General features: G+C 72.2%; 19 protein-coding genes. 7 read left to right on the top strand and 12 right to left on the bottom strand.

What is annotated here, in order from left to right:
- Positions 1-1068, bottom strand: a complete 1068-nt coding sequence (locus tag BLQ91_RS08380) for an ABC transporter permease (RefSeq protein WP_090096182.1) — start codon at positions 1066-1068, stop codon at positions 1-3.
- A 1-nt stretch (position 1069) separates the two neighbouring features.
- Positions 1070-1939, bottom strand: a complete 870-nt coding sequence (locus BLQ91_RS08375; RefSeq protein WP_090096181.1) for an ABC transporter ATP-binding protein — start codon at positions 1937-1939, stop codon at positions 1070-1072.
- 89 nt (positions 1940-2028) lie between these two features.
- Here BLQ91_RS08375 and BLQ91_RS08370 point away from each other — a divergent pair, with 89 nt between their 5' ends.
- Entirely contained in the window at positions 2029-2502 is a 474-nt protein-coding gene (locus BLQ91_RS08370) for an NUDIX hydrolase (protein ID WP_090096180.1), read from the top strand.
- A 148-nt stretch (positions 2503-2650) separates the two neighbouring features.
- Here the strand turns inward: BLQ91_RS08370 and BLQ91_RS08365 are convergent, their stop codons facing one another.
- The 6 genes from BLQ91_RS08365 to BLQ91_RS08340 form a co-directional block, all read right to left on the bottom strand.
- On the bottom strand, positions 2651-3820 hold the full coding sequence (locus tag BLQ91_RS08365) for a 4-hydroxybenzoate 3-monooxygenase (RefSeq protein ID WP_281199319.1): 1170 nt from the start codon (positions 3818-3820) through the stop codon (positions 2651-2653).
- The gene (gene pcaC, locus BLQ91_RS08360) at positions 3817-4176 is read right to left on the bottom strand and encodes a 4-carboxymuconolactone decarboxylase (protein ID WP_281199318.1); all 360 of its coding nucleotides are present in this window, start codon (positions 4174-4176) and stop codon (positions 3817-3819) included. The genes BLQ91_RS08365 and pcaC overlap by 4 nt, the downstream gene beginning before the upstream one ends.
- 7 nt (positions 4177-4183) lie before the next feature.
- Complete coding sequence (locus BLQ91_RS08355) at positions 4184-5281, bottom strand: lyase family protein (RefSeq protein ID WP_245733276.1); 1098 nt, start codon at positions 5279-5281, stop codon at positions 4184-4186.
- Positions 5282-5283: 2 nt separating this feature from the next.
- Complete coding sequence (locus tag BLQ91_RS08350; RefSeq protein WP_090096179.1) at positions 5284-5778, bottom strand: dioxygenase family protein; 495 nt, start codon at positions 5776-5778, stop codon at positions 5284-5286.
- Positions 5771-6508, bottom strand: coding sequence for a protocatechuate 3,4-dioxygenase subunit beta (gene pcaH, locus BLQ91_RS08345; protein WP_090096178.1), 738 nt, complete (start codon positions 6506-6508; stop codon positions 5771-5773). The genes BLQ91_RS08350 and pcaH overlap by 8 nt, the downstream gene beginning before the upstream one ends.
- 174 nt (positions 6509-6682) lie before the next feature.
- Positions 6683-7486 (bottom strand): cellulose binding domain-containing protein, encoded by an 804-nt coding sequence (locus BLQ91_RS08340; RefSeq protein WP_090096177.1) that lies wholly within the window; start codon positions 7484-7486, stop codon positions 6683-6685.
- Positions 7487-7695: 209 nt separating this feature from the next.
- On the opposite strand from BLQ91_RS08340, the gene BLQ91_RS08335 reads away from it, so the two are divergent.
- A complete protein-coding gene (locus BLQ91_RS08335) occupies positions 7696-8106 on the top strand; it encodes a ribonuclease domain-containing protein (RefSeq protein WP_245733275.1) in 411 nt (136 codons plus the stop codon).
- A gap of 4 nt (positions 8107-8110) precedes the next feature.
- Here BLQ91_RS08335 and BLQ91_RS08330 read toward each other — a convergent pair whose 3' ends face one another.
- A complete protein-coding gene (locus tag BLQ91_RS08330; protein WP_245733274.1) occupies positions 8111-9241 on the bottom strand; it encodes a PucR family transcriptional regulator in 1131 nt (376 codons plus the stop codon).
- A 161-nt stretch (positions 9242-9402) separates the two neighbouring features.
- Here BLQ91_RS08330 and BLQ91_RS08325 point away from each other — a divergent pair, with 161 nt between their 5' ends.
- The 3 genes from BLQ91_RS08325 (at position 9403) to BLQ91_RS08315 (ending at position 13352) form a co-directional block, all read left to right on the top strand.
- Positions 9403-11184: an FAD-binding dehydrogenase gene (locus BLQ91_RS08325; RefSeq protein ID WP_090096174.1), complete on the top strand. Its 1782-nt coding sequence runs from the start codon at positions 9403-9405 to the stop codon at positions 11182-11184.
- A gap of 239 nt (positions 11185-11423) precedes the next feature.
- The gene (locus BLQ91_RS08320) at positions 11424-12272 is read left to right on the top strand and encodes an SGNH/GDSL hydrolase family protein (RefSeq protein ID WP_176959630.1); all 849 of its coding nucleotides are present in this window, start codon (positions 11424-11426) and stop codon (positions 12270-12272) included.
- Between the two features lie 141 nt (positions 12273-12413).
- On the top strand, positions 12414-13352 hold the full coding sequence (locus tag BLQ91_RS08315; RefSeq protein WP_143022563.1) for a class I SAM-dependent methyltransferase: 939 nt from the start codon (positions 12414-12416) through the stop codon (positions 13350-13352).
- Positions 13353-13358: 6 nt separating this feature from the next.
- On the opposite strand, the gene BLQ91_RS08310 is transcribed toward BLQ91_RS08315, so the two are convergent.
- Entirely contained in the window at positions 13359-13985 is a 627-nt protein-coding gene (locus tag BLQ91_RS08310; RefSeq protein WP_090096171.1) for a TetR/AcrR family transcriptional regulator, read from the bottom strand.
- Positions 13986-14055: 70 nt separating this feature from the next.
- Between BLQ91_RS08310 and BLQ91_RS08305 the strand changes: the two genes are divergently transcribed.
- Both BLQ91_RS08305 and BLQ91_RS08300 read left to right on the top strand, forming a co-directional pair.
- On the top strand, positions 14056-14376 hold the full coding sequence (locus BLQ91_RS08305) for a hypothetical protein (RefSeq protein ID WP_090096170.1): 321 nt from the start codon (positions 14056-14058) through the stop codon (positions 14374-14376).
- A gap of 2 nt (positions 14377-14378) precedes the next feature.
- Positions 14379-15992, top strand: a complete 1614-nt coding sequence (locus BLQ91_RS08300; protein WP_245733273.1) for an SDR family oxidoreductase — start codon at positions 14379-14381, stop codon at positions 15990-15992.
- 41 nt (positions 15993-16033) lie between these two features.
- Here the strand turns inward: BLQ91_RS08300 and BLQ91_RS08295 are convergent, their stop codons facing one another.
- Both BLQ91_RS08295 and BLQ91_RS08290 read right to left on the bottom strand, forming a co-directional pair.
- On the bottom strand, positions 16034-16480 hold the full coding sequence (locus BLQ91_RS08295; protein WP_090096168.1) for a tetratricopeptide repeat protein: 447 nt from the start codon (positions 16478-16480) through the stop codon (positions 16034-16036).
- 53 nt (positions 16481-16533) lie between these two features.
- Positions 16534-17964: a carboxylesterase/lipase family protein gene (locus BLQ91_RS08290; protein ID WP_090096167.1), complete on the bottom strand. Its 1431-nt coding sequence runs from the start codon at positions 17962-17964 to the stop codon at positions 16534-16536.
- Between the last annotated feature and the right edge of the window lie 32 nt (positions 17965-17996).

The following is a 17996-nucleotide window of genomic DNA, read 5'->3' as shown; positions in this document are numbered from 1 at the left end:
CTATTCTGCCGGTGCCCACGCCTTGGCGAGCTTCACCCGCCCACCGGTCTGCAGCAGCGAGCCGGTGTAGAGCCGCGACGCGACCAGCAGGATCACGACCACGGTCGCGGCGAGGATGCCGAGGGAGAGCAACGCCTCCCACGCCTGCGCCTGCTCGGCGAACAACCGCACCGGCATCGCGACCCCGGCGGTGAACGGCACGAACGACATCACCTTGAGCACCGCGGGGTTCTCGTAGAAGAACTGCACGCCGAAGTACGGGCCCATCACCGCGAGCATGACCAGGCCCATCGTGGAGCCGAGGTCCTCCTGGCGGCTGACCAGCGCGCCGGCGACCGCCCACATCGACGAGATCAGCACGAACCCGAACATCAGGAACGGGATGAACCAGCCCAGCGCGGGCGCCACCACCCCCAGCAGCGTGCCGAGGTCGGCGACCCGCAACGCGATCGGTGCCGTGAGCGCGAGCACGACCACCTGGCCGAGCGTCAGGATCGTGTGCCCGAGGATCTTGCCCGCGAGCAGCGCCCGCACCGGCACCGTGGACACGAGGATCTCGACGATCCGCGTCTGCTTCTCGGTCACGGTGCTCTGCGCGATCGCCGCGCCGCCCATGCCGAACATGAGGAACACCAGCCCGAACACGATGACCGTGACGGACCGCTGGCCCGAGGTCACCGCCGACGCCGCCAGCAGCTCCACCGGGGGCGACTCGACGAGCTCGCGGACCACGTCGTTCGGCGGGCTGTTGAGCGCGAGGACCTTGATGCCGGCGCCGTCGGGCACGATCGCGGCCTCGACGTCGTCGGCGCGGACGAGGTCCGCGGCCTCCTGGACGCTGCCGACCTCCTGGACGTCGAGCGCCTTGCCCTGCACCGCCTGCGCGGCGGACCCGACCACGGCGACCTTCGGGTCGTCACCGCCGAACACCGTGGGCAGCACCGTCAGGGCGAACAGGCCGATGATCGTGAAGGCGAAACCGATCCAGAAACCCTTGGTGGTGACCAGGGTCTTCATCTCGCGTTCGGCGACGAGCCACGTCGCCTGGCTGAAGGACGCGCGCGCCATGTCAGACCACTTCCTTGAAGATCTCGTCCAGCGTGGGCACGACGGGCGTGAACGAGCGGACCTCGCCGCGGTCCAGCGCCGTCCTGAGCACCTGCTGGGGTTCCGCCTCGAACACCGCGCGCGGGCCGTCGAGCTCCAGGATCGTCACGCCGGGCACGTCGCGGACCCAGCCCGCGTCCTGGGCGACGACGATCTCGTAGCGCTCGCCGGCGTGCCGGGTGCGCAGCTCCTCGCGCGACCCGTTCGCCGCGATCCGTCCCTTCGAGATGATCACGACGTCGTCGCAGAGCCGTTCCACGATCGCGAGCTGGTGGCTCGAGAACAGCACGGGCACGCCGTTCGCGGCGCGCTTGCGCAGCACGTCCAGCACCGTCTCGACGGCGATCGGGTCGAGGCCGGAGAACGGCTCGTCGAGGATCAGCACGTCCGGGTCGTGCACCAGCGCGGCGGCGATCTGCACGCGCTGCTGGTTGCCGAGCGACAACGCCTCCAGCCGGTCACCGGCCCGGCCGGTCAGCTCCAGGTCCTCGAGCAGCTCGTCGGTGTTGCGCTCCGCCGTGACGCGGTCGACGCCGTGCAGGCGCCCCAGCCACGTGATCTGCTCGCGCACCTTCATCTTGGGGTAGAGCCCGCGCTCCTCCGGCATGTACCCGAAGTCCGGCCGGTTCTGCGGCCCGACCTCGGTCCCCTTCCAGCTCACCGTCCCGCCGTGCGCGGCGAGCACCCCCAGGACGATGCGCATCGTGGTCGTCTTGCCCGACCCGTTCGCGCCCAGAAATCCCGTCATGCGGCCGGGCCGCACGTCGAAGCTCACCTCGTCGAGGACCTTGTGATCGCCGAAGCTCCGGCTGATCCCCCTCACAGTCAACATGACCGGAACGGTAGAGCGGCGCGTTCAAGATCGCGTCCGCCGCGCGGCATCATCCTCGCGGAGGACGCCTTCCGGACTAACGTGGTCCCATGACGACCTTTCGGCTGGGGGCCTACGCCGTCGGCATCGAGAACGACCGCGTGCTGCTCGTCCGCTGCGCGTCGGAGTTCGACGAGGGCCACTGGACGTTGCCCGGCGGCGCGGTGGAACACGGCGAGGACCCGATCGACGCCGTCGTCCGGGAGGTGGCCGAGGAGACCGGGTGCGCCGCGGAGGTCGAGCGCCTGCTGGGCGTGGACTCGCGGGTCGTTCCCGCGGCCGAGCGCCACCAGCCGGAGAAGGGCGTGCACCAGAACGTCGGTGTCTTCTACCTCGTCCGCATCACCGGCGCGCCGCGGCCGGAACCGGACGGCGCCACGTTCGATCCTCTGTGGACAGCGCTCGCCGAGGTCGGCGGGCTGCGCCGGGCGTCGCTGGTCGACGTGGGCCTGGAGCTGGCGCGGTCGAGGCCGCCGACCGGTCACGTCCCCGCGGTCCCGGTCGGCGGGCTCGTCCTCCACTGACGGCCGCTTGCGCCTCCACGGAGGTCTCCAGCACGGGCCGCCACAGCATTCCGGCGGACGTCCTCGGCCAGGACTCGGTGAATCGAGCCGCGCATCAGCCGCGTGCGCAGCGCCGCGACGTCCGCGGGGCCGGTCCCACCGGCCCCGCTCAAGCGGGCCAGCAGCCCGTGTACCCCTCCGCCAGGAACCTCGACCCCGCCTCCGAACCGACCACCGACGCCAGTTCGCCGAGCTGCCTGCGGACGTCGAACTCGGTGGCCGCGGGCAGCGCGTGCAGCATCGTCGTCATCCAGTACGAGAAGTGCTGCGCCTTCCACACCCGGCCGAGGGCGCGCGGGCCGTACTCGTCCAGCGCGTCGAGGTCGTCCTTGCGCAACGCCCGTTCGACCACCTCGGCGAGCACGCGGACGTCCTGCAGCGCCAGGTTCAGGCCCTTGGCACCGGTCGGCGGCACGGTGTGCGCGGCGTCGCCGGCGAGCAGCAACCTGCCGTGCCGCATGGGTTCCGCGACGAACGACCGGAAGCGCAGCACCGTCTTCTCGGTGATCGGGCCTTCCTTCAGCGTGAACCCGTCCGGTCCGGCGACGCGGGCCTGCAGCTCCTCCCAGATCCGGTCGTCGGACCACTGCGCCACGTCGGTCGACGGGTCGCACTGGAAGTACATGCGCTGGTGGGTCTCGGTGCGCTGGCTGATCAGCGCGAACCCGCGCGACGAGTGCGCGTAGACCAGCTCGTCGGCGCTGCGCGGGGCCTCGGTGATGATGCCGAACCAGGCGAACGGGTACTCGCGGAAGCTGTGCGTGCGCACGGCTTCCGGGATCTCGGCGCGGCAGGTCGAGCGGGAGCCGTCGGCGCCGACGAGCAGGTCGCAGCGCACCTCCTGGCGCACGCCTTCGCTGTCGGTGAAGCGGATCGCGGGCCCGGTGAGGTCGACCGAGGTGTCGCTGACGCCGAACCGCACGTCGCCGCCGTCGCGTGCGCGGGCGTTCGCGAGGTCCACGAACACGTCGGTCTGCGGGTACAGCCAGACCGGCTCGCCCACCAGCGCGCGGAAGTCCACGCGGTGGCTCTCGCCGCCGAACCGCAGGTCGATGCCCTCGTGCGGGTGCCCGTCGCGCAACACCCGGTCGGACACGCCCGTGTCGACGAGCAGCCGGGCGCTGTCGGCCTCCAGGATGCCGGCGCGGACCGTGTTCTCGATCTCCGGCCTGGTCCTGTTGTCGACCACGACGCTGTCGATCCCGTTGAGCGACAACAGGTGTGACAGCATCAGGCCGGCAGGGCCCCCGCCGACGATCCCGACCTGGGTGCGCGTCACGAGTGCTCCTTCAAGACCGGACGCGCCACGGAGAACGCGTGGTTGGCGGCGGGCACCCCGCAGTAGACGGCGCTCTGCAGGATCACCTCGCCGATCTCGTCCTGGCTCAACCCGTTGCGCACCGCCGCGGCGACGTGCAGCTGGAACTCCTCCCAGTGCCCCCGGGCGATCAGCGCCGTGAGCGTGATCGCGCTGCGCGTGCGCCGGTCGAGGCCGGGCCGCGTCCAGATCTCACCCCACGCGTACCGCGTGATGAGGTCTTGGAAGTCGGCGGTGAACTCGTCCGGTTCGGCCCTGTCCACGTGCGCGTCCCCGAGCACCTCGCGCCGGACCTTCATCCCGTCGTCGTACGACACCGCGTCCTCATCCCTTCCACCGCTTCAGCGCCTCGTCCACGAAAGTCTCCGCCGCGCCGAGGTACGCGCCGGGATCCGTGCCGCCGCCGCGCTCCGCCAGCAGGTCCGCGGCCGCTTCCCCGGCACGCCGGGCCATCACGTCCGCGTGCACCTCGAGGCCCTCGACCAGTTCGGCGGCCTGCGAGGCCGCCACGACCACCAGCTCCAGCAACGCCCGCAGCGCGGGCCACTCCGCGTGCCAGGCGCCGTCCGGCCGTTCGTCGACCGCCCTTGCCGCGCACAGGTGCAGCCGCGCGCCCAGGCCCGGAGCCTGCAGGGCCGCGCTGTTCACCAGCACCGCCAGCACCGGGTTGCGCTTGTGCGGCATGGTCGACGACCCGCCCCGCCCGGCCACGGCGCCCTCGCTCACCTCGCCGATCTCCGGCCGTCCGAGCGTCAGCAGGTCCGCGGCCATCACACCGAGCGCGTCGCACGTCCGCACCAGCGCGTCACCGAGGCGGGTGACCGGCGCGCGGTAGGTGTGCCAGGGCATGCCGGGCCACACCAGGCCGAGGTGCTCCGCGAACGCCGTGGCGGACGCGATCGGGTCCTCCGCGCGCGACAACGTCCCGGCGGCGCCCCCGCACTGCGCCGGCAGCGGCACGGCCTCCAGCTCGCCGGCCGCGTCCAACACGCCCACCAGCCACCGCGCGGCCTTGAGCCCGAACGTGATCGGCACGGCGTGCTGCGTCAGCGTCCGTCCCGCCATCACGCTGGACCGGTGCTCCCCGGCCAGCCGGGCCAGCGCGCCGGCGACCCGCGCGAGGTCGGCCGAGGCCCGTTCCACCGCCCCGCGCGCCAGCAGCATGAACGCCGAGTCGAGGACGTCCTGACTCGTCAGTCCGGTGTGGACCGGACCGGGAACCCTGGCGCGCAGAGCCGTCACCAGGGGCAGCACCGGGTTGCCCGCGGCCTCGACCTCGACCGGGTCGAGCACCGGGACCCAGCCGTCCACCGAGATCGGGGTGCCGAGCACGCGGGCCCAGGCGACCTCGACCTGGAGCATCGCCCGGACGAGGGCGGTGTCGTCGACGAGGCCGGCGGCGCGGTGGGAACCGGGGAGCACGATCACGTCCGCGGGTAGGTCAGGAAGACCGTCTCGGACGGTCCCTGCAGGTGCAGGTCGAACCGCAGCCGCCCGTCCGGCTCGCGCTCGGCCACGAGCCCGTCCACGGCGCCGGCGGCACCGGGCAGGTAGATGCGCGTGAACAGCCGGTCGAGCAGTCCACGCGCGAAGATCGTGACCGCGAAGAACGGCAGGCCGGGCTCGACCGTGCTGAACCAGTAGTGCCCGGCGGCGTCGGTGCAGCAGCGGCCCCACCCCGTGAACTCGGCTCCCCCGCGCCGCAGGGAGCCGCCCGAGCGGGGCACGACACCGGCGGCGTCGGACTGGCGGATCTCGATCATCGCGTCGGGCACCGGGTCACCGGCTCCGTCGCGGACGTACCCGTGCAGCACCACGGACCCGGCCGAGCCGAACGGCACGAGCTCGCAGTCGCCCGGGAACGCGAGCGCGTGGTGGAAGAACGGGCCGATGGTCTGGCCCGGTGTCGCCTCAGTCATCGGACGGCTCCAGGTAGGTGGCGTGGCTCCCGGTCAACACGATGTCCCAGCGGTAGCCGAGCAGCCACTCGTGCTCCGACCGCGAGTGGTCGTACGCCGCGATGAGCCGGTTCAGCGCCGCGGGATCGGTGATCGACTGCGCGATGGGGTCGAGCGCCAGCAGCTGGTCGCCCGGGAAGTACATCTGCGTGATCAGCCGCTGCGTGAAGTCGGTGCCGAACAACGAGAAGTGGATGTGCGCGGGCCGCCAGGCGTTGTGGTGGTTGCGCCACGGGTACGGGCCGGGCTTGATCGACGTGAACGAGTACCGGCCGTCGTCGTCGGTGAGGCAGCGGCCGACGCCGGTGAAGTGGGGGTCGAGCGGCGCCGGGTGCTGGTCGCCCTGGTGGGAGTAGCGGCCGGCGGCGTTGGCCTGCCAGATCTCGACCAGCTGGCGGCGCACCGGGCGGCCGTCGCCGTCGAGCACGCGGCCGTGCACCCGGATGCGTTCGCCGATGGGGTCGCCGCCGCGCTGCACGGTCAGGTCGGCCTCGACCGGGGCGACGTCGGAGTGGCCGAAGACCGGCGCCAGCAGCTCCGCGCCCTCGGGGTCGACGTGGCGCGGTTCCTTGGTGGGGTGGCGCAGCAGGGTGCTGCGGTAGGGCGGGAAGTCCAGCAGCGGCGCACCCCCCGGTGAGTCGGCGTGGATCTTCGCGATCTCGTCGCTGATCTCGTGCTGGCTGGTCGTCACGCGGTGCAACCCTAGGGACGGACCGCGCCGGAGTCGACAGCACGCTTCCGCTGAACGGAAAGGTGCTCCTCGATTCGACGTCGTCGAGACGACCGCTCACATCGGCAGCCGGAGGGCACGGCCGGGAACCACCTCAGGCGCGACTCCCGTCGAACGGGGGCTTCGGCACAGGACCTAGCCCGCCGTGCAGGGCGCTCCGTTCAGGGTGAACGAGCCGGGCACGGAGTTCGACCCGGACACCGTGCCGTTGAAGCCGAACGAGACCGAGCCGTCCACGACGATCAGCGCGTTGTAGCCCGCGTCGGTCACCTCCACGTCCCCGGACGGCTGGGACACGGTGGCGTTCCAGGCCTGCGACACGGTCTGGCCGTCGGTGAACCTCCAGCTCAACGACCAGCCGTTGACCAGCGCGCCGCTGACGTTGCGGACGGTCACCTCGGCCTGGAACGCGCCGCTCCACTCGCCGGTGACCCGGTAGACCACGACGCAGGCCGGCGCGGGAGGCGGTGGCGCCGGCGTCGAGGTGGAGCAGTCCTGTGCCCACAGGCCGAGCTTCGCCTGCGAGGCCTTGGTCTCCGCCTCGAGCAGCGGGCCGCCGTCGACGCCGGTGGTGCGCAGGAAGCCGTGCTGCACGGCCAGCGTCGCGTAGTCCGTGCCGTCGGGCAGCTCCAGCGAGACCTCGCCCGGCGTGATGCTGCTGACCCGGACCTCCTTGTCCAGCAACACTTTCGTAGCGAAGTCCAGAGCGGCGGCAGCGACGCACGACGGCGGTTCCGCCAGCAGGGAGACGCGCGCCCGCGTGCCGTCGGCCAGCTCGACGGTGCGAGCGTCCACAACGGTGCGCACCTTTGTGGACGGCTGCTGCTCCAAAGAGGAGGAAGGGGCTCGCGGCGCGGGACGGGGCGCGCCGCTGTGTTCGGCCGTGCACCCGGCCACGAGCAAGGTCAACAGCACCAAAATGTGCTTCCGTGCTGCCATTGGACGAATCTATCGCCGGAGGCAGCATCCGCAATCGGCTGTTCGGAGTTGATCAACGCTGGCTTTCGGAGTCGTCGCGCGGCCGGACGGCGCGGGGTGTGCGGGTCCGGGGGCACAATTGCACGGATGGTTCCCTGCCGTTCACCGGCTCGTGGTGCTCGACCGAAATGATCACCACGTTCCTCGTTCCCCGCCGATGGAGGTCTGAAGTGCACACCCTGCAACCGCACTGGACACGTCGACTGCTCGCCGCCCTCGCCGTCGTCGCGTCCGTGTTCGCCGTGACCACGGTGGTCGCCCCCGCCGCCGACGCCGCCGTCCACACCTCCTGCACGCAGACGCGCTGTTCCGCTGCCAGCTCGGCCAACTCGACGTGGAGGTCGAAGGGCTACCCCGGCTCGCGCGGCTGGTACAGCTGGCCGAACGGCCAGTGCAACTTCGCCGGTGGCACGTTCCAGAACCGCGAGGGACAGCTGCCGTCCGGCCACAGCTACCAGGAGTTCGACGTCTACCCGCGCGCCTGCAACGCGTCCCGTGACGCGTACCGGATCGTCGTCGACCGCACGACGGGCTACGTGTACTTCTCGCCCGACCACTACGCGAACTTCTACCGCCTTTAAAGGATCACCTGGCGCTGCGGTCGATCCACGACCGCAGCGCCCACCAGGTGTGCAGCGTCGTCAGCACGTGCGAGCGCCCCGCGACGGGGTTCTCGCCGAGGTCGGCGTCCGTCAGCTCCACGAGCCGGTCCAGCCGGTACCGCACGGTGTTCGCGTGGATGTGCAACGCCGTGGCCGTGGCGCTGAGCCGGCCTCCGTTGTCCAGGTAGCACAGCGCCGTCGCCACGATCTCGTGGTGGAACGTGCTCTTCGGGTCGAGCTGGCCGAGCACCGAGTCCGCCAGCGTCTCCGCCAGTGCCGGGAACGCCGCGAGAGCGGTCTCGGCGGCGAGGTCGACCAGGCGCCGCACCCCCAGCGGCGCACCCGCGGCCGCCAGTGCCTGCGCGCACATCGAGTACATGCCCCGCAACGACTTCAGCGCGGTCGCCGGTGACACCACGAGCAGGTCGTCCGACCACGACGGCGGCACGGGCGTGAGTCCGACCAGTCTTCCCTCGACCAGCCCGTACACGCCGCCGGACGCGTGCAGCCGCTGTTCGAGCGCCCGCGCGCGGCTCGGGTCGGTCACCCCGGAGACGACGCAGTGGTACCGGCCGTCGGGCCGCAGCCCGGCACGCGCGAGCTCGGACGCGTCGGGGAGCTCACCGGAGACCAGCAGCCGCCGCAGCACCTGGGCGTTCAGGTCGCGGGCCGTGCGGGAGAGCTGGAGCTCGGCGGCGTGGTAGCCGCTGACGACGTGCCGTTCGACCGCGCCGACGTACTGGTCGAGGTCGATCATGAAGTCCAGGATCGCGCCGTCGTCGACGCCGAGCGACCGCGCCAGCTCGACCGCGGCCCTGATCAGCTCGGTCCGGCCGGCGTGCACGCCGCGCAGCAGTCCCGCCATCGACACGCCCTGGGCGGCGCGGTCGGCTCCCAGCGCCAGGGCGGCGGAGAAGTCGCCGTCGTCGGGCGCCCCGCCCCGTTCGAGGTGCGCGATGCCCTCGGCCAGCAGGAACGCGATGTGCCGGCGGTTCTCCTCCGCGGGCAGCCGGGCGACCTCCGGCGAGTGGCCGCGCGCCGCGTCGACGACCCGCCCGACCACCTCGTCGTCGGCGGCGACGGCTTCGAGGACCTGCCGGACCATCGCGGACATCCCCGGCACGACACCTCCGCAGCACAGGTTGTGTGACGGCCACAACGCGGCCGTCGCCGTTTGGTGGCGGGACCCTATCCCCGGCTCTCCGGTTGCTGGTTAGTTGCTTTACGCGAGAGTAATTCGCGTTGGCACCACCCTTCAACGAGGAAGGCCCTGGGATGTCGGACCGGAACATCAGCCGTCGCACCCTCCTGGCCGCCGGCGGGGCGATCGGCGCGATCGCCACGAGCGGGACGCTGGGACAGGCCGTCGCCGGGGCGGCGCCGCGGGTCGACGCGGACGTCATCGTCATCGGGCACGGCCTGGCCGGGCTCGTCGCCACGTCCGAGCTGGCCGCGGCGGGCCGCAGGGTCCTGCTGCTCGACCAGGAACCCGAGGCCAGCCTGGGCGGCCAGGCGTTCTGGTCGCTCGGCGGTCTCTTCTTCGTCAACTCCCCCGAGCAGCGGACCGCCGGCATCAAGGACTCCCTGGAGCTGGCCCGCGCCGACTGGTTCAACACCGCCGGGTTCGACCGCGGCGTGAACGACCCCCGCGGCGAGGACCACTGGGCCGCGAAGTGGGCGGAGGCCTACCTGGACTTCGCCGCCGGCGAGAAGCGCGAGTGGCTCCACGGGCTCGGCGTGCGCTGGGTGCCGATCGTCGGCTGGGCCGAGCGCGGCGGCCAGTTCGCCGACGGTCCCGGCAACTCCGTGCCGCGCTTCCACATGACGCTCGGCACCGGTCCCGGCGTGATGGAGCCGTTCGAGAAGAAGGTCCGCGACGCGGTCCGCGACGGCAAGGTCACCTTCCGGTTCCGCCACCAGGTCGACGGGCTCATCGTCACCAACGGCGCTGTGACCGGCGTGCGCGGCAGCGTCCTCGAGCCCAGCACCGCCCAGCGCGGCAAGCCCAGCTCCCGCGTCAAGGTCGGCGACTTCGAGCTGCACGCGCCGATGGTCGTGGTGACCTCCGGCGGCATCGGCGGCAACAAGGACCTGGTGCGCCGCAACTGGCCCGCCCGCCTCGGCCCGGCCCCTCAGCGGCTCGTCACCGGTGTCCCCGCGCACGTCGACGGCCGCATGCTCGCGATCTCGGAGCTCGCGGGCGCGCGGCTGGTCAACCGCGACCGCATGTGGCACTACACGGAGGGGATGATCAACCACACGCCGATCTGGCCCGACCACGGCATCCGCGTGCTGGCCGCGCCGTCGTCGCTGTGGTTCGACGCGCGGGGCCGCCGGTTCGCGAACCCGGGCATCCCGTCGCTCGACACGCTCGGCACGCTGGAGCTGATCGGCAGGTCGGGCTACGACTACTCGTGGTTCATCCTCAACAAGAAGATCATCGACAAGGAGTTCGTGCTCTCCGGTTCCGAGCAGAACCCGGAGATCACCGCCAAGAACCTGGTCGCCTACCTCGCGATGCGGCTGCTGAACAGCACGCCGCCACCCGTGAAGGCGTTCATGGACAGGGGCGTCGACTTCGTCATCAGGAACAACCTCCCGGACCTGGTGGCCGGCATGAACGCGCTGACCGGGCAGAACCTCGTCGGCCTCGACGAGCTGCGGCGCCAGATCGTCGCGCGCGACCAGCAGGTCGACAACCCGTTCACCAAGGACGTCCAGGTGATGGGGATCCGCAACTCGCTGGCCTACAGCGGCGACAGCCTGGCCCGCACGGCCTCGTTGCACAAGATCCTCGACCCCGCCGCCGGCCCGCTGATCGCGATCAGGATGAACATCCTGACCCGCAAGACGCTGGGCGGCCTGCAGACCGACCTGCGGGGACGCGTCCTCGGCGCGAACGCGCAGCCGATCCCCGGCCTCTACGCGGCGGGCGAGGTGTCCGGGTTCGGCGGCGGTGGCGTGCACGGGTACCGGGCGCTCGAGGGCACGTTCCTCGGCGGCTGCCTGTTCTCCGGGCGGGTCGCGGGCCGGGCAGCCGCTGCGGAAAGCGCCTGACCGCGCGGGCCTGCGGGGTCTGCGGCCTCCCCTGCCGGCCGCAGGCCCCGCACCACCGCCGGCACGCGCGACCTGATGGCCGCGGCGGACGCTCGCCACGGCCTGTCTCGAGTGTCCGCCATCACCGTCGCCGCACTGCCACTGGCGCGCTCGGCCGGCTTGCGGGGCCTCCGCTGACACGACCCTCACGGGCGATCTCGTAACCTCGGCACATCAGCTTCCGATGCGAAGGAGCGGTTGTGCCGAGGTTCGCCCTGGTCGTGGCGTTGCTGACAGCGCTGGCGGCGTGCACCTCGACCCCGCCACCGCCCGCCTCCCCACCGGCGCCGGACGGCAGCGCGCCGGCGCCCGTGCCGGAGAAGAAGATCCACCTCTCGATCGGCGACTCCTACGCCACCGGCTTCGCGCCGGGCGGCAAGAACACGAGCTTCGCCCAGATCGTCGCCGAGACGGCCGGACTGCGGCTCGTCAACCTGGCCTGCGACGGCGCCACGTCCGCCGACCTCGCCACCAGGACGGCCTGCGGGCCGGACGCCGGCGGCAAGACCCAGCTCGACGCCGCGGCCGAGACGCTGAAGGGCGGGAACGTCGACCTCGTCACCATCGTGATCGGCGGCAACGACCTGACGCCGTGCGCGATCGTCCAGGACCCCGTCGAGTGCGCGACCAGGACCGTCGCCGGCATCCAGACCAACGTCGCCGGCGTGCTCACCGAGCTGCGGGCGGCCGCGCCGGACGTGAAGATCGTCGGCCTGACCTACCCGGACGTCTTCCTCGGCGCGTGGGTGAACCCGTCGTTCCCCAACGGCAAGAACCTCGCCCGGCTGTCGGTCACGATGTTCCAGGACTTCAACTCGCGGATCGCCGCCCAGTACGGGAAGTTCGGGGCCCGGTTCGCCGACGTCACGACCGCGACGGGCGGCTACGGCGCGCTGACCGAGCTGGCCCCGGACCCGAAGTACGGCCAGATCCCGGTCTCCGTCGCCAAGGTGTGCTCGCTCACCTACTTCTGCGACCGAACCGACGTGCACCCGACGCCCGCGGGCCACCAGGCCATCGCGGACGCCGTCACGGCCGCGAGCAGATGAGGACGCGCAGGTCCGGCGCGTCAAGTTGGTGATCTTCACCCGAACCGGTGCAGGATCTTGCCCGTACTACCCGAAAGACCCTGTCGTGCGGCCACCGCAGCTGACAGGCTTCGGAACCGTTGCCACAGCGAGGAAGTGACGATGCACAGCACCGATGTCCTGCACCGCCTCAGCGACACCGTGGACGGCTTCCTGCGCAGTGAGAAGGAGTTCGACCTCGCCGATCCCGCCGCCAACGGCCTCGTCGGCGGCCGTTTCCGCGCGCTGGGCGACCAGATCGGCGCCACCGTCCTCGCGGGCGTGCCCGAGGAGGACGTCGCCGCGATCGTCCAGCCCGCGAAGTCGGCCTGTGCGCGCTCGCCGTTCATGCGCGACGAGAACGAGTGGGCGCGCGGCTACCCGAGCGACTTCCGGCTCGTCGAGCACGTCCTCGCCCAGGCCAACGGCGGCGCGCCGGGCACGCTCGGCTGGCACGTCGAGGCCCAGCTGCAGCGCTCGGCGCTGGCCCAGCAGCTGCGCAACCGGGTGGTGCACCAGGCCCGGCTGATCGGCGACTGCCTCACCGCGCCGCGCTCCGGCCCGCGGACGATCCTGGTGATCGACGCCGGTGCCGCGCCCGACCTGCGCACCCTCCCGCCCGGCATCGTGCGGCCCGGCGACCGGTTCGTGCTCACCGACGTCGACCCGGACGCGCTGGAGCTGGCGCAGCAGCGGCTCGGCCCGCTCAACGAGTTCACGACCGCGGTCCCCGGCAACATCTTCCGCGCCATCCCCAAGCTCGCCGAGCAGGGACCGTACGACCTCGTGCTCGCCAACGGCCTGTACGGCTACCTCAACGACCGCGCGGCCGTGCGGCTGACCGAGGCCGTGCTGACCAAGCTCACCCGTCCCGGCAGCACGGTCTACTTCGCCGGCACGGTTCCCGGCAACGAGTTCCGGTGGCCGCTGGAGTACCTGATGGACTGGCAGGTGATCGAGCGCGACGAGCAGGCCGTGCGCGCGCTGCTGCCGAGGTGCGACGTGTCGGTGACCCACGACCCGACCGGGCTCGCGCTGCTCACGCACGCTCGGGTGCGCTGACGCAGCTCAACGGAGTCCGTGCGCGATCCGGGTCACGAAGGCCACCAGCCGGTCCGGTGTGAACCTGTCCGGGTCGGTCAGCACGAGCCGCCCGGACATCTCCGCGAGCGCCAGCATCGCGTGCCCGAGCAGGGCCGAGTCGAGGTCGTCCAGGCCGCCCAACTCCTGAAGACCCAGCTGCTCGAGCCCCAGGGCGGCGAGGTCCTCGACCTGGGCGACGACCCCCGCGCGCACCCGCTCGACCTGGGCGCGGAACTCCGCCGGCGTGCCCTCGGGCGGGAGCAGCACGAGACGCCACCGGTCGGGCGCCTCCACAACCGCGTGGACGAAGACGCGGACGGCGTCGGCGAAGGCGTCGTCCGGCGAGCGCGTGGCGAAGTCGGTGGGCAGGGCGGCGAGGACCTGGTCCGTCGCCCTGCCCGCCTCGCGCTCCAGCAGCGCGCTGATGAGCTCTCCCCTGTTCGCGAACAGGTCGTAGAGCACGGGCTTGGTGACCTGCGCCTCCTTCGCGACCGACTCCATCGTGACGGTGTCGAAGCCCGCCGGGATCAGGCGCAGGGCGGCGTCCAGCAGCTGCTCGCGGCGCTCCCCCGGCGGCAGGCGGCGGGCGTACTTCCGGCGCGTTGTGCTCACCGGACCATATTGCTACGGTGGCGTAGCTTTCACCAAGCTACGGGCGCGTAGCAATGCGGGGAGGTGTGCGATGGAGCCGGACGAGCCGGTGACCACGCACGGCATGAACGTCCCGTACCTGCTGCTGCCCGAGGAGGTGCCCGGGTTCGTCGAGCAGGAGGACCGGCGTCGATGCCCGAGCGGGTGCGGACCGAGCTCTCCTCGCGCCGGCCGCACCGCGAGCGCTTCAGCCCGCCCCCGGTCGTGGACGGCCACTCGTTCACGGTCGAACCGCGCCGCGGCGGGGTATCCCTCGACGTGCCCGCCGACCGGTCGGCTCCGCCAGGGGTTCTGCGGCACGTGCGACGTGGACAGGCCCACCGGTGACCGGCTCGTGTTGGAGGAACTGTGAAGGTGCGTTCCGGGGAAGTCGACCTCGCCGTGCAGGTGCGCGGCACGTCCGGGCCGACGGTGGTGCTGGTGCACGGGTATCCGGACACCCACGCCGTCTGGAACCGCGTCGCCGCCCTGCTGGAGGGCGACTTCCGCGTCGTCACCTACGACGTGCGCGGCGCGGGGGCCTCGACCGCACCGTCCACTCAGGACGGCTATCGGCTCGGACGGCTGGCGGCGGACCTCTTCGCCGTGATCGACGCGGTCAGCCCCGGCGAACCGGTGCACCTGGTCGGGCACGACTGGGGCTCGATCCAGTCGTGGGAGGCCGTCACCACCCCCGGCGCGCGGATCGCGACTTTCACCTCGATCTCCGGGCCGTGCCTCGACCACATGGGCCACTGGTCGCGCGGAGGCCTGTCGCTCGCCCACCTGAGGCAGTTCGTCCGGTCCTGGTACATCGGCGCGTTCCACGTGCCGGTGCTCGCACCGCTGTTCTGGCGCCTGTACCTCGCGCGCCGCTGGGGAGACGTGCTGCGGCGGCTGGAGGGCGTCCGCACCGAGCCCGCCCCGACCATCGCCTCGGACGCGGTGAACGGCTTGTCGTTGTACCGCGCGAACATCCGCCCCGTGATGCGCTCACCCCGGCAGCGCCGCGCACCGATGCCGGTGCAGGTGGTCCAGCCGACCCGCGACCGCTACATCCGCACCGAGCCGCTCGACCTCGAACGCTGGGTGCCGTCCCTGCGGCGGCGCAGGATCGCGGCCGGGCACTGGGCACCGCTGACCCACCCGGAACAGCTCGCTCGGATGATCTCCGAGTTCGTCGAGGACGCCACTCCCCCGCGGCGGCTGGTCGTGATCACCGGCGGTGGCAGCGGGATCGGCCGGGCGACGGCCGTGGCGTTCGCCGCGACGGGCGCCCGCGTGGTCGTGTCCGATGTGGACTTCGCCGCGGCGGAGGAGACCGCGGGCATGGTCGACGGCCACGCCTACGAGGTCGACGTCCGGTCCGAAGAGGCCGTGCGGGCGTGGGCACGGCGGGTCGCGGACGAGCACGGCGTGCCGGACGTCGTCGTGAACAACGCGGGCATCGGCCACTCCGGATCGTTCCTGTCGACGTCCGCGGAGCAGTGGCGGCGGGTGCTGGACGTCAACCTCTGGGGCGTCGTGCACGGCTGCCGGGCGTTCGGCGAGCTGATGGTGGAACGCGGAGAGGGCGGCCACATCGTGAACCTGTCCTCGGCGGCGGCCTACCTGCCGTCGAAGATCCTCTCCGCGTACGCCACGAGCAAGGCGGCGGTGTTCATGCTCTCGGACTGCCTGCGCGCCGAGCTCGCCCCGCACGCCATCGGCGTCAGCGCGATCTGCCCCGGCGTGGTGAACACGAACATCACCGCCACCACGACGTTCTCCGGCGTCAGCGCCGAGGAGGAACGCCGCAAGCAGGACCGCGCGTCCCGGCTCTACGCCCGGCGCGGCTTCGGTCCCGAGCGCGTGGCCGCCGAGATCGTGCGGGCGGTGCGGCGCAACCGCCCGGTGGTGCCGGTGACGGTCGAGGCGAAGGCCGCCCGGATCGCCGGCCGGGTGGCGCCGGGGTTGTTGCGGACGTTCGCCAAGCTCGACCTCGGGTAGGCGGGGTGTGGCTCGGCACGTCGCCGAGCCACACCGCCAGGTCAGACCTCCGCCAGCTCCCCGCCGAACGCGGCAGCGAGCCGCAGCCAGGGCGCGGCCTCCTCAGACCGTCCCTGCCGCTCCAGCGTCCGCCCGAGCAGCAGGTGGGCGTAGTGCTCGACCGGGTCGCGGTCCACGACCACGCGGAGCGTCGCCTCGGCCTTGCCCAGCTGCGCCGAGTGGTAGTAGGCGCGGGCCAGCAGCAGGTGGAGGTCCGTCTGGAACGGCACCTCCCCGGCGACCGACGCGAGCAGCCGCGCGGCCCCGATGTAGTCGCGCGCCTCGAACAGCAGCTGTGCGCGCTCCCACTTCTCGGCCGGCGTCTCGACGTGGCCCGCGTCGAACAGGCGCGTCGCCGTCACCCAGCGATCGGCCGCCACCTCACCGTTGCGGTGGTACGCGTTGAAGTCGTACCCCGTGCTGTCGTGCACCGCGAATTCGTTCCCCATCGCAGAACCTCCCTTCCGGACGCGTACAACGCCGCGCACCGGCTGGTATTCCCTCACTGCAGCGCGCGGAAGGTGTGGTGCTGCCAGATCCGCCGCGAGACCTCCTCCGGGTAGGCGCGCACCTCGTCCCGCACGTCGAACACCCGCGTGAGCCGGTCGGCGCCGTAGGCAGGCCAGCCCGGGTCGCCGGTGCGCGCGAACGCCGTCCACGCGGATCGCATGCGGTCCGACAGGGCGAGCGTCTCGTCGGTGACGTCACCGACGATCGCCGCGGTCTGCCCGAGGCCGGGGGTGCCGAACACCAGCGGCACGTCCAGTCCGTGGCACGCGCCGAGCCCGCCCGGCGGTTCCCAGGTCAGCTCGTAGACGTGGGCGCGGCCGCCGCCGGCGATCGCGGCCTGCGCCAGGTGCAGCGTCGGCATCCGGAACAGCCAGTCCGAGCAGACCTCCTCGAACAGCTCGCCAGGGGTGAGGTCCGGGTACGTCAAGCCGGGCGCGAAGACCTGCGCCGCAACGGACGCCTGCTCGTGGGTCACCTCGCCGAGCAACCCCAGCACGGCGGAGAGCAGCCGTTGCTCGTGCCGGGTGTGACCGACGACCAGCTCCACCTCGCGCGCCGTCCCCGACTCCAGCGCCTCCCACGGCGTCACCGGCAGGACGTCACCGTCGACCACCGGGGCGAACGGGATCATCTTGTGGGCGGCCTGTCCCCACCGCTCGGTGAACCGGTCCATTCGGGACATGACCTCGTCGCACACGGCCGGCAGCAGCTCCGGTTCCACAGTGGACAGATCGGCGGCGGTGGGGCGCAGGCCCAGTTCGGCGGCGCACACCCCGGCGATGTCGGAGGCGAGTTCCGGCGTGAAGAACGTGCCCGGCACGCTGCTCGCGACCGCCCGGTGGAACAGGCCTCGCGCGCGGGGCATCGCGAGCAGCGCGGCGACCGATCCGCCGCCGGCCGACTGCCCGAAGACCGTCACGCGGTCCGGGTCGCCGCCGAACGCGCGGACGTTCGCGCGCACCCACTCCAGCGCCGCCACCTGGTCCAGCAGGCCGCGGTTGGGCGGAGCGCCCTCCAGCTGCGCGAAACCCTCGATGCCGACGCGGTAGTTGAACGTCACCACCACGACGCCGCCGGAAGCGAGCCGGGCGCCGTCGTACTCGGGCAGACCGGACGTGCCGAAGAGGTAGGCACCGCCCTGGATCCACACCATGACCGGCAACGAGTCCGTGACGTCCGGCGACCACACGTTCACCGTGAGCCAGTCGTCGCCGCTGCCGCCGAGCTCGTCCATGCCGAACACCGAGGGCTGCGGTGGCGGCGGACCGAACGCGAGCGCGTCCCGCACACCGCCCCACGCCTCGACCGGTGCCGGTGCGCCGAACCGCACCGGCAGCGTCGCGAACGGGATGCCGCGGAACACCGCCGTGCCCGATTCCACCGCACCACGAACAGTCCCAGCGTCCACCCTCACGTCGACCATGCGCGGATCGTGACCCCCGCACCCCCGGGAGG

It is taken from the genome of Lentzea jiangxiensis, assembly GCF_900104175.1.
GTDB classification, from domain to species: domain Bacteria; phylum Actinomycetota; class Actinomycetes; order Mycobacteriales; family Pseudonocardiaceae; genus Lentzea; species Lentzea jiangxiensis.
This window is presented reverse-complemented; position numbering and strand designations above follow the sequence as displayed.

What these genes read in the sequence shown, in the direction of transcription:
- BLQ91_RS08340 (WP_090096177.1), bottom strand. Translation starts at nt 7,486, where the DNA reads ATGGCAGCACGGAAGCACATTTTGGTGCTGTTGACCTTGCTCGTGGCC.
- BLQ91_RS08315 (WP_143022563.1), top strand. Translation starts at nt 12,414, where the DNA reads ATGCACAGCACCGATGTCCTGCACCGCCTCAGCGACACCGTGGACGGC.
- BLQ91_RS08370 (WP_090096180.1), top strand. Translation starts at nt 2,029, where the DNA reads ATGACGACCTTTCGGCTGGGGGCCTACGCCGTCGGCATCGAGAACGAC.
- BLQ91_RS08380 (WP_090096182.1), bottom strand. Translation starts at nt 1,068, where the DNA reads ATGGCGCGCGCGTCCTTCAGCCAGGCGACGTGGCTCGTCGCCGAACGC.
- BLQ91_RS08375 (WP_090096181.1), bottom strand. Translation starts at nt 1,939, where the DNA reads ATGTTGACTGTGAGGGGGATCAGCCGGAGCTTCGGCGATCACAAGGTC.
- BLQ91_RS08330 (WP_245733274.1), bottom strand. Translation starts at nt 9,241, where the DNA reads ATGTCCGCGATGGTCCGGCAGGTCCTCGAAGCCGTCGCCGCCGACGAC.
- BLQ91_RS08325 (WP_090096174.1), top strand. Translation starts at nt 9,403, where the DNA reads ATGTCGGACCGGAACATCAGCCGTCGCACCCTCCTGGCCGCCGGCGGG.
- BLQ91_RS08350 (WP_090096179.1), bottom strand. Translation starts at nt 5,778, where the DNA reads ATGACTGAGGCGACACCGGGCCAGACCATCGGCCCGTTCTTCCACCAC.
- BLQ91_RS08295 (WP_090096168.1), bottom strand. Translation starts at nt 16,480, where the DNA reads ATGGGGAACGAATTCGCGGTGCACGACAGCACGGGGTACGACTTCAAC.
- BLQ91_RS08290 (WP_090096167.1), bottom strand. Translation starts at nt 17,964, where the DNA reads ATGGTCGACGTGAGGGTGGACGCTGGGACTGTTCGTGGTGCGGTGGAA.
- BLQ91_RS08305 (WP_090096170.1), top strand. Translation starts at nt 14,056, where the DNA reads ATGGAGCCGGACGAGCCGGTGACCACGCACGGCATGAACGTCCCGTAC.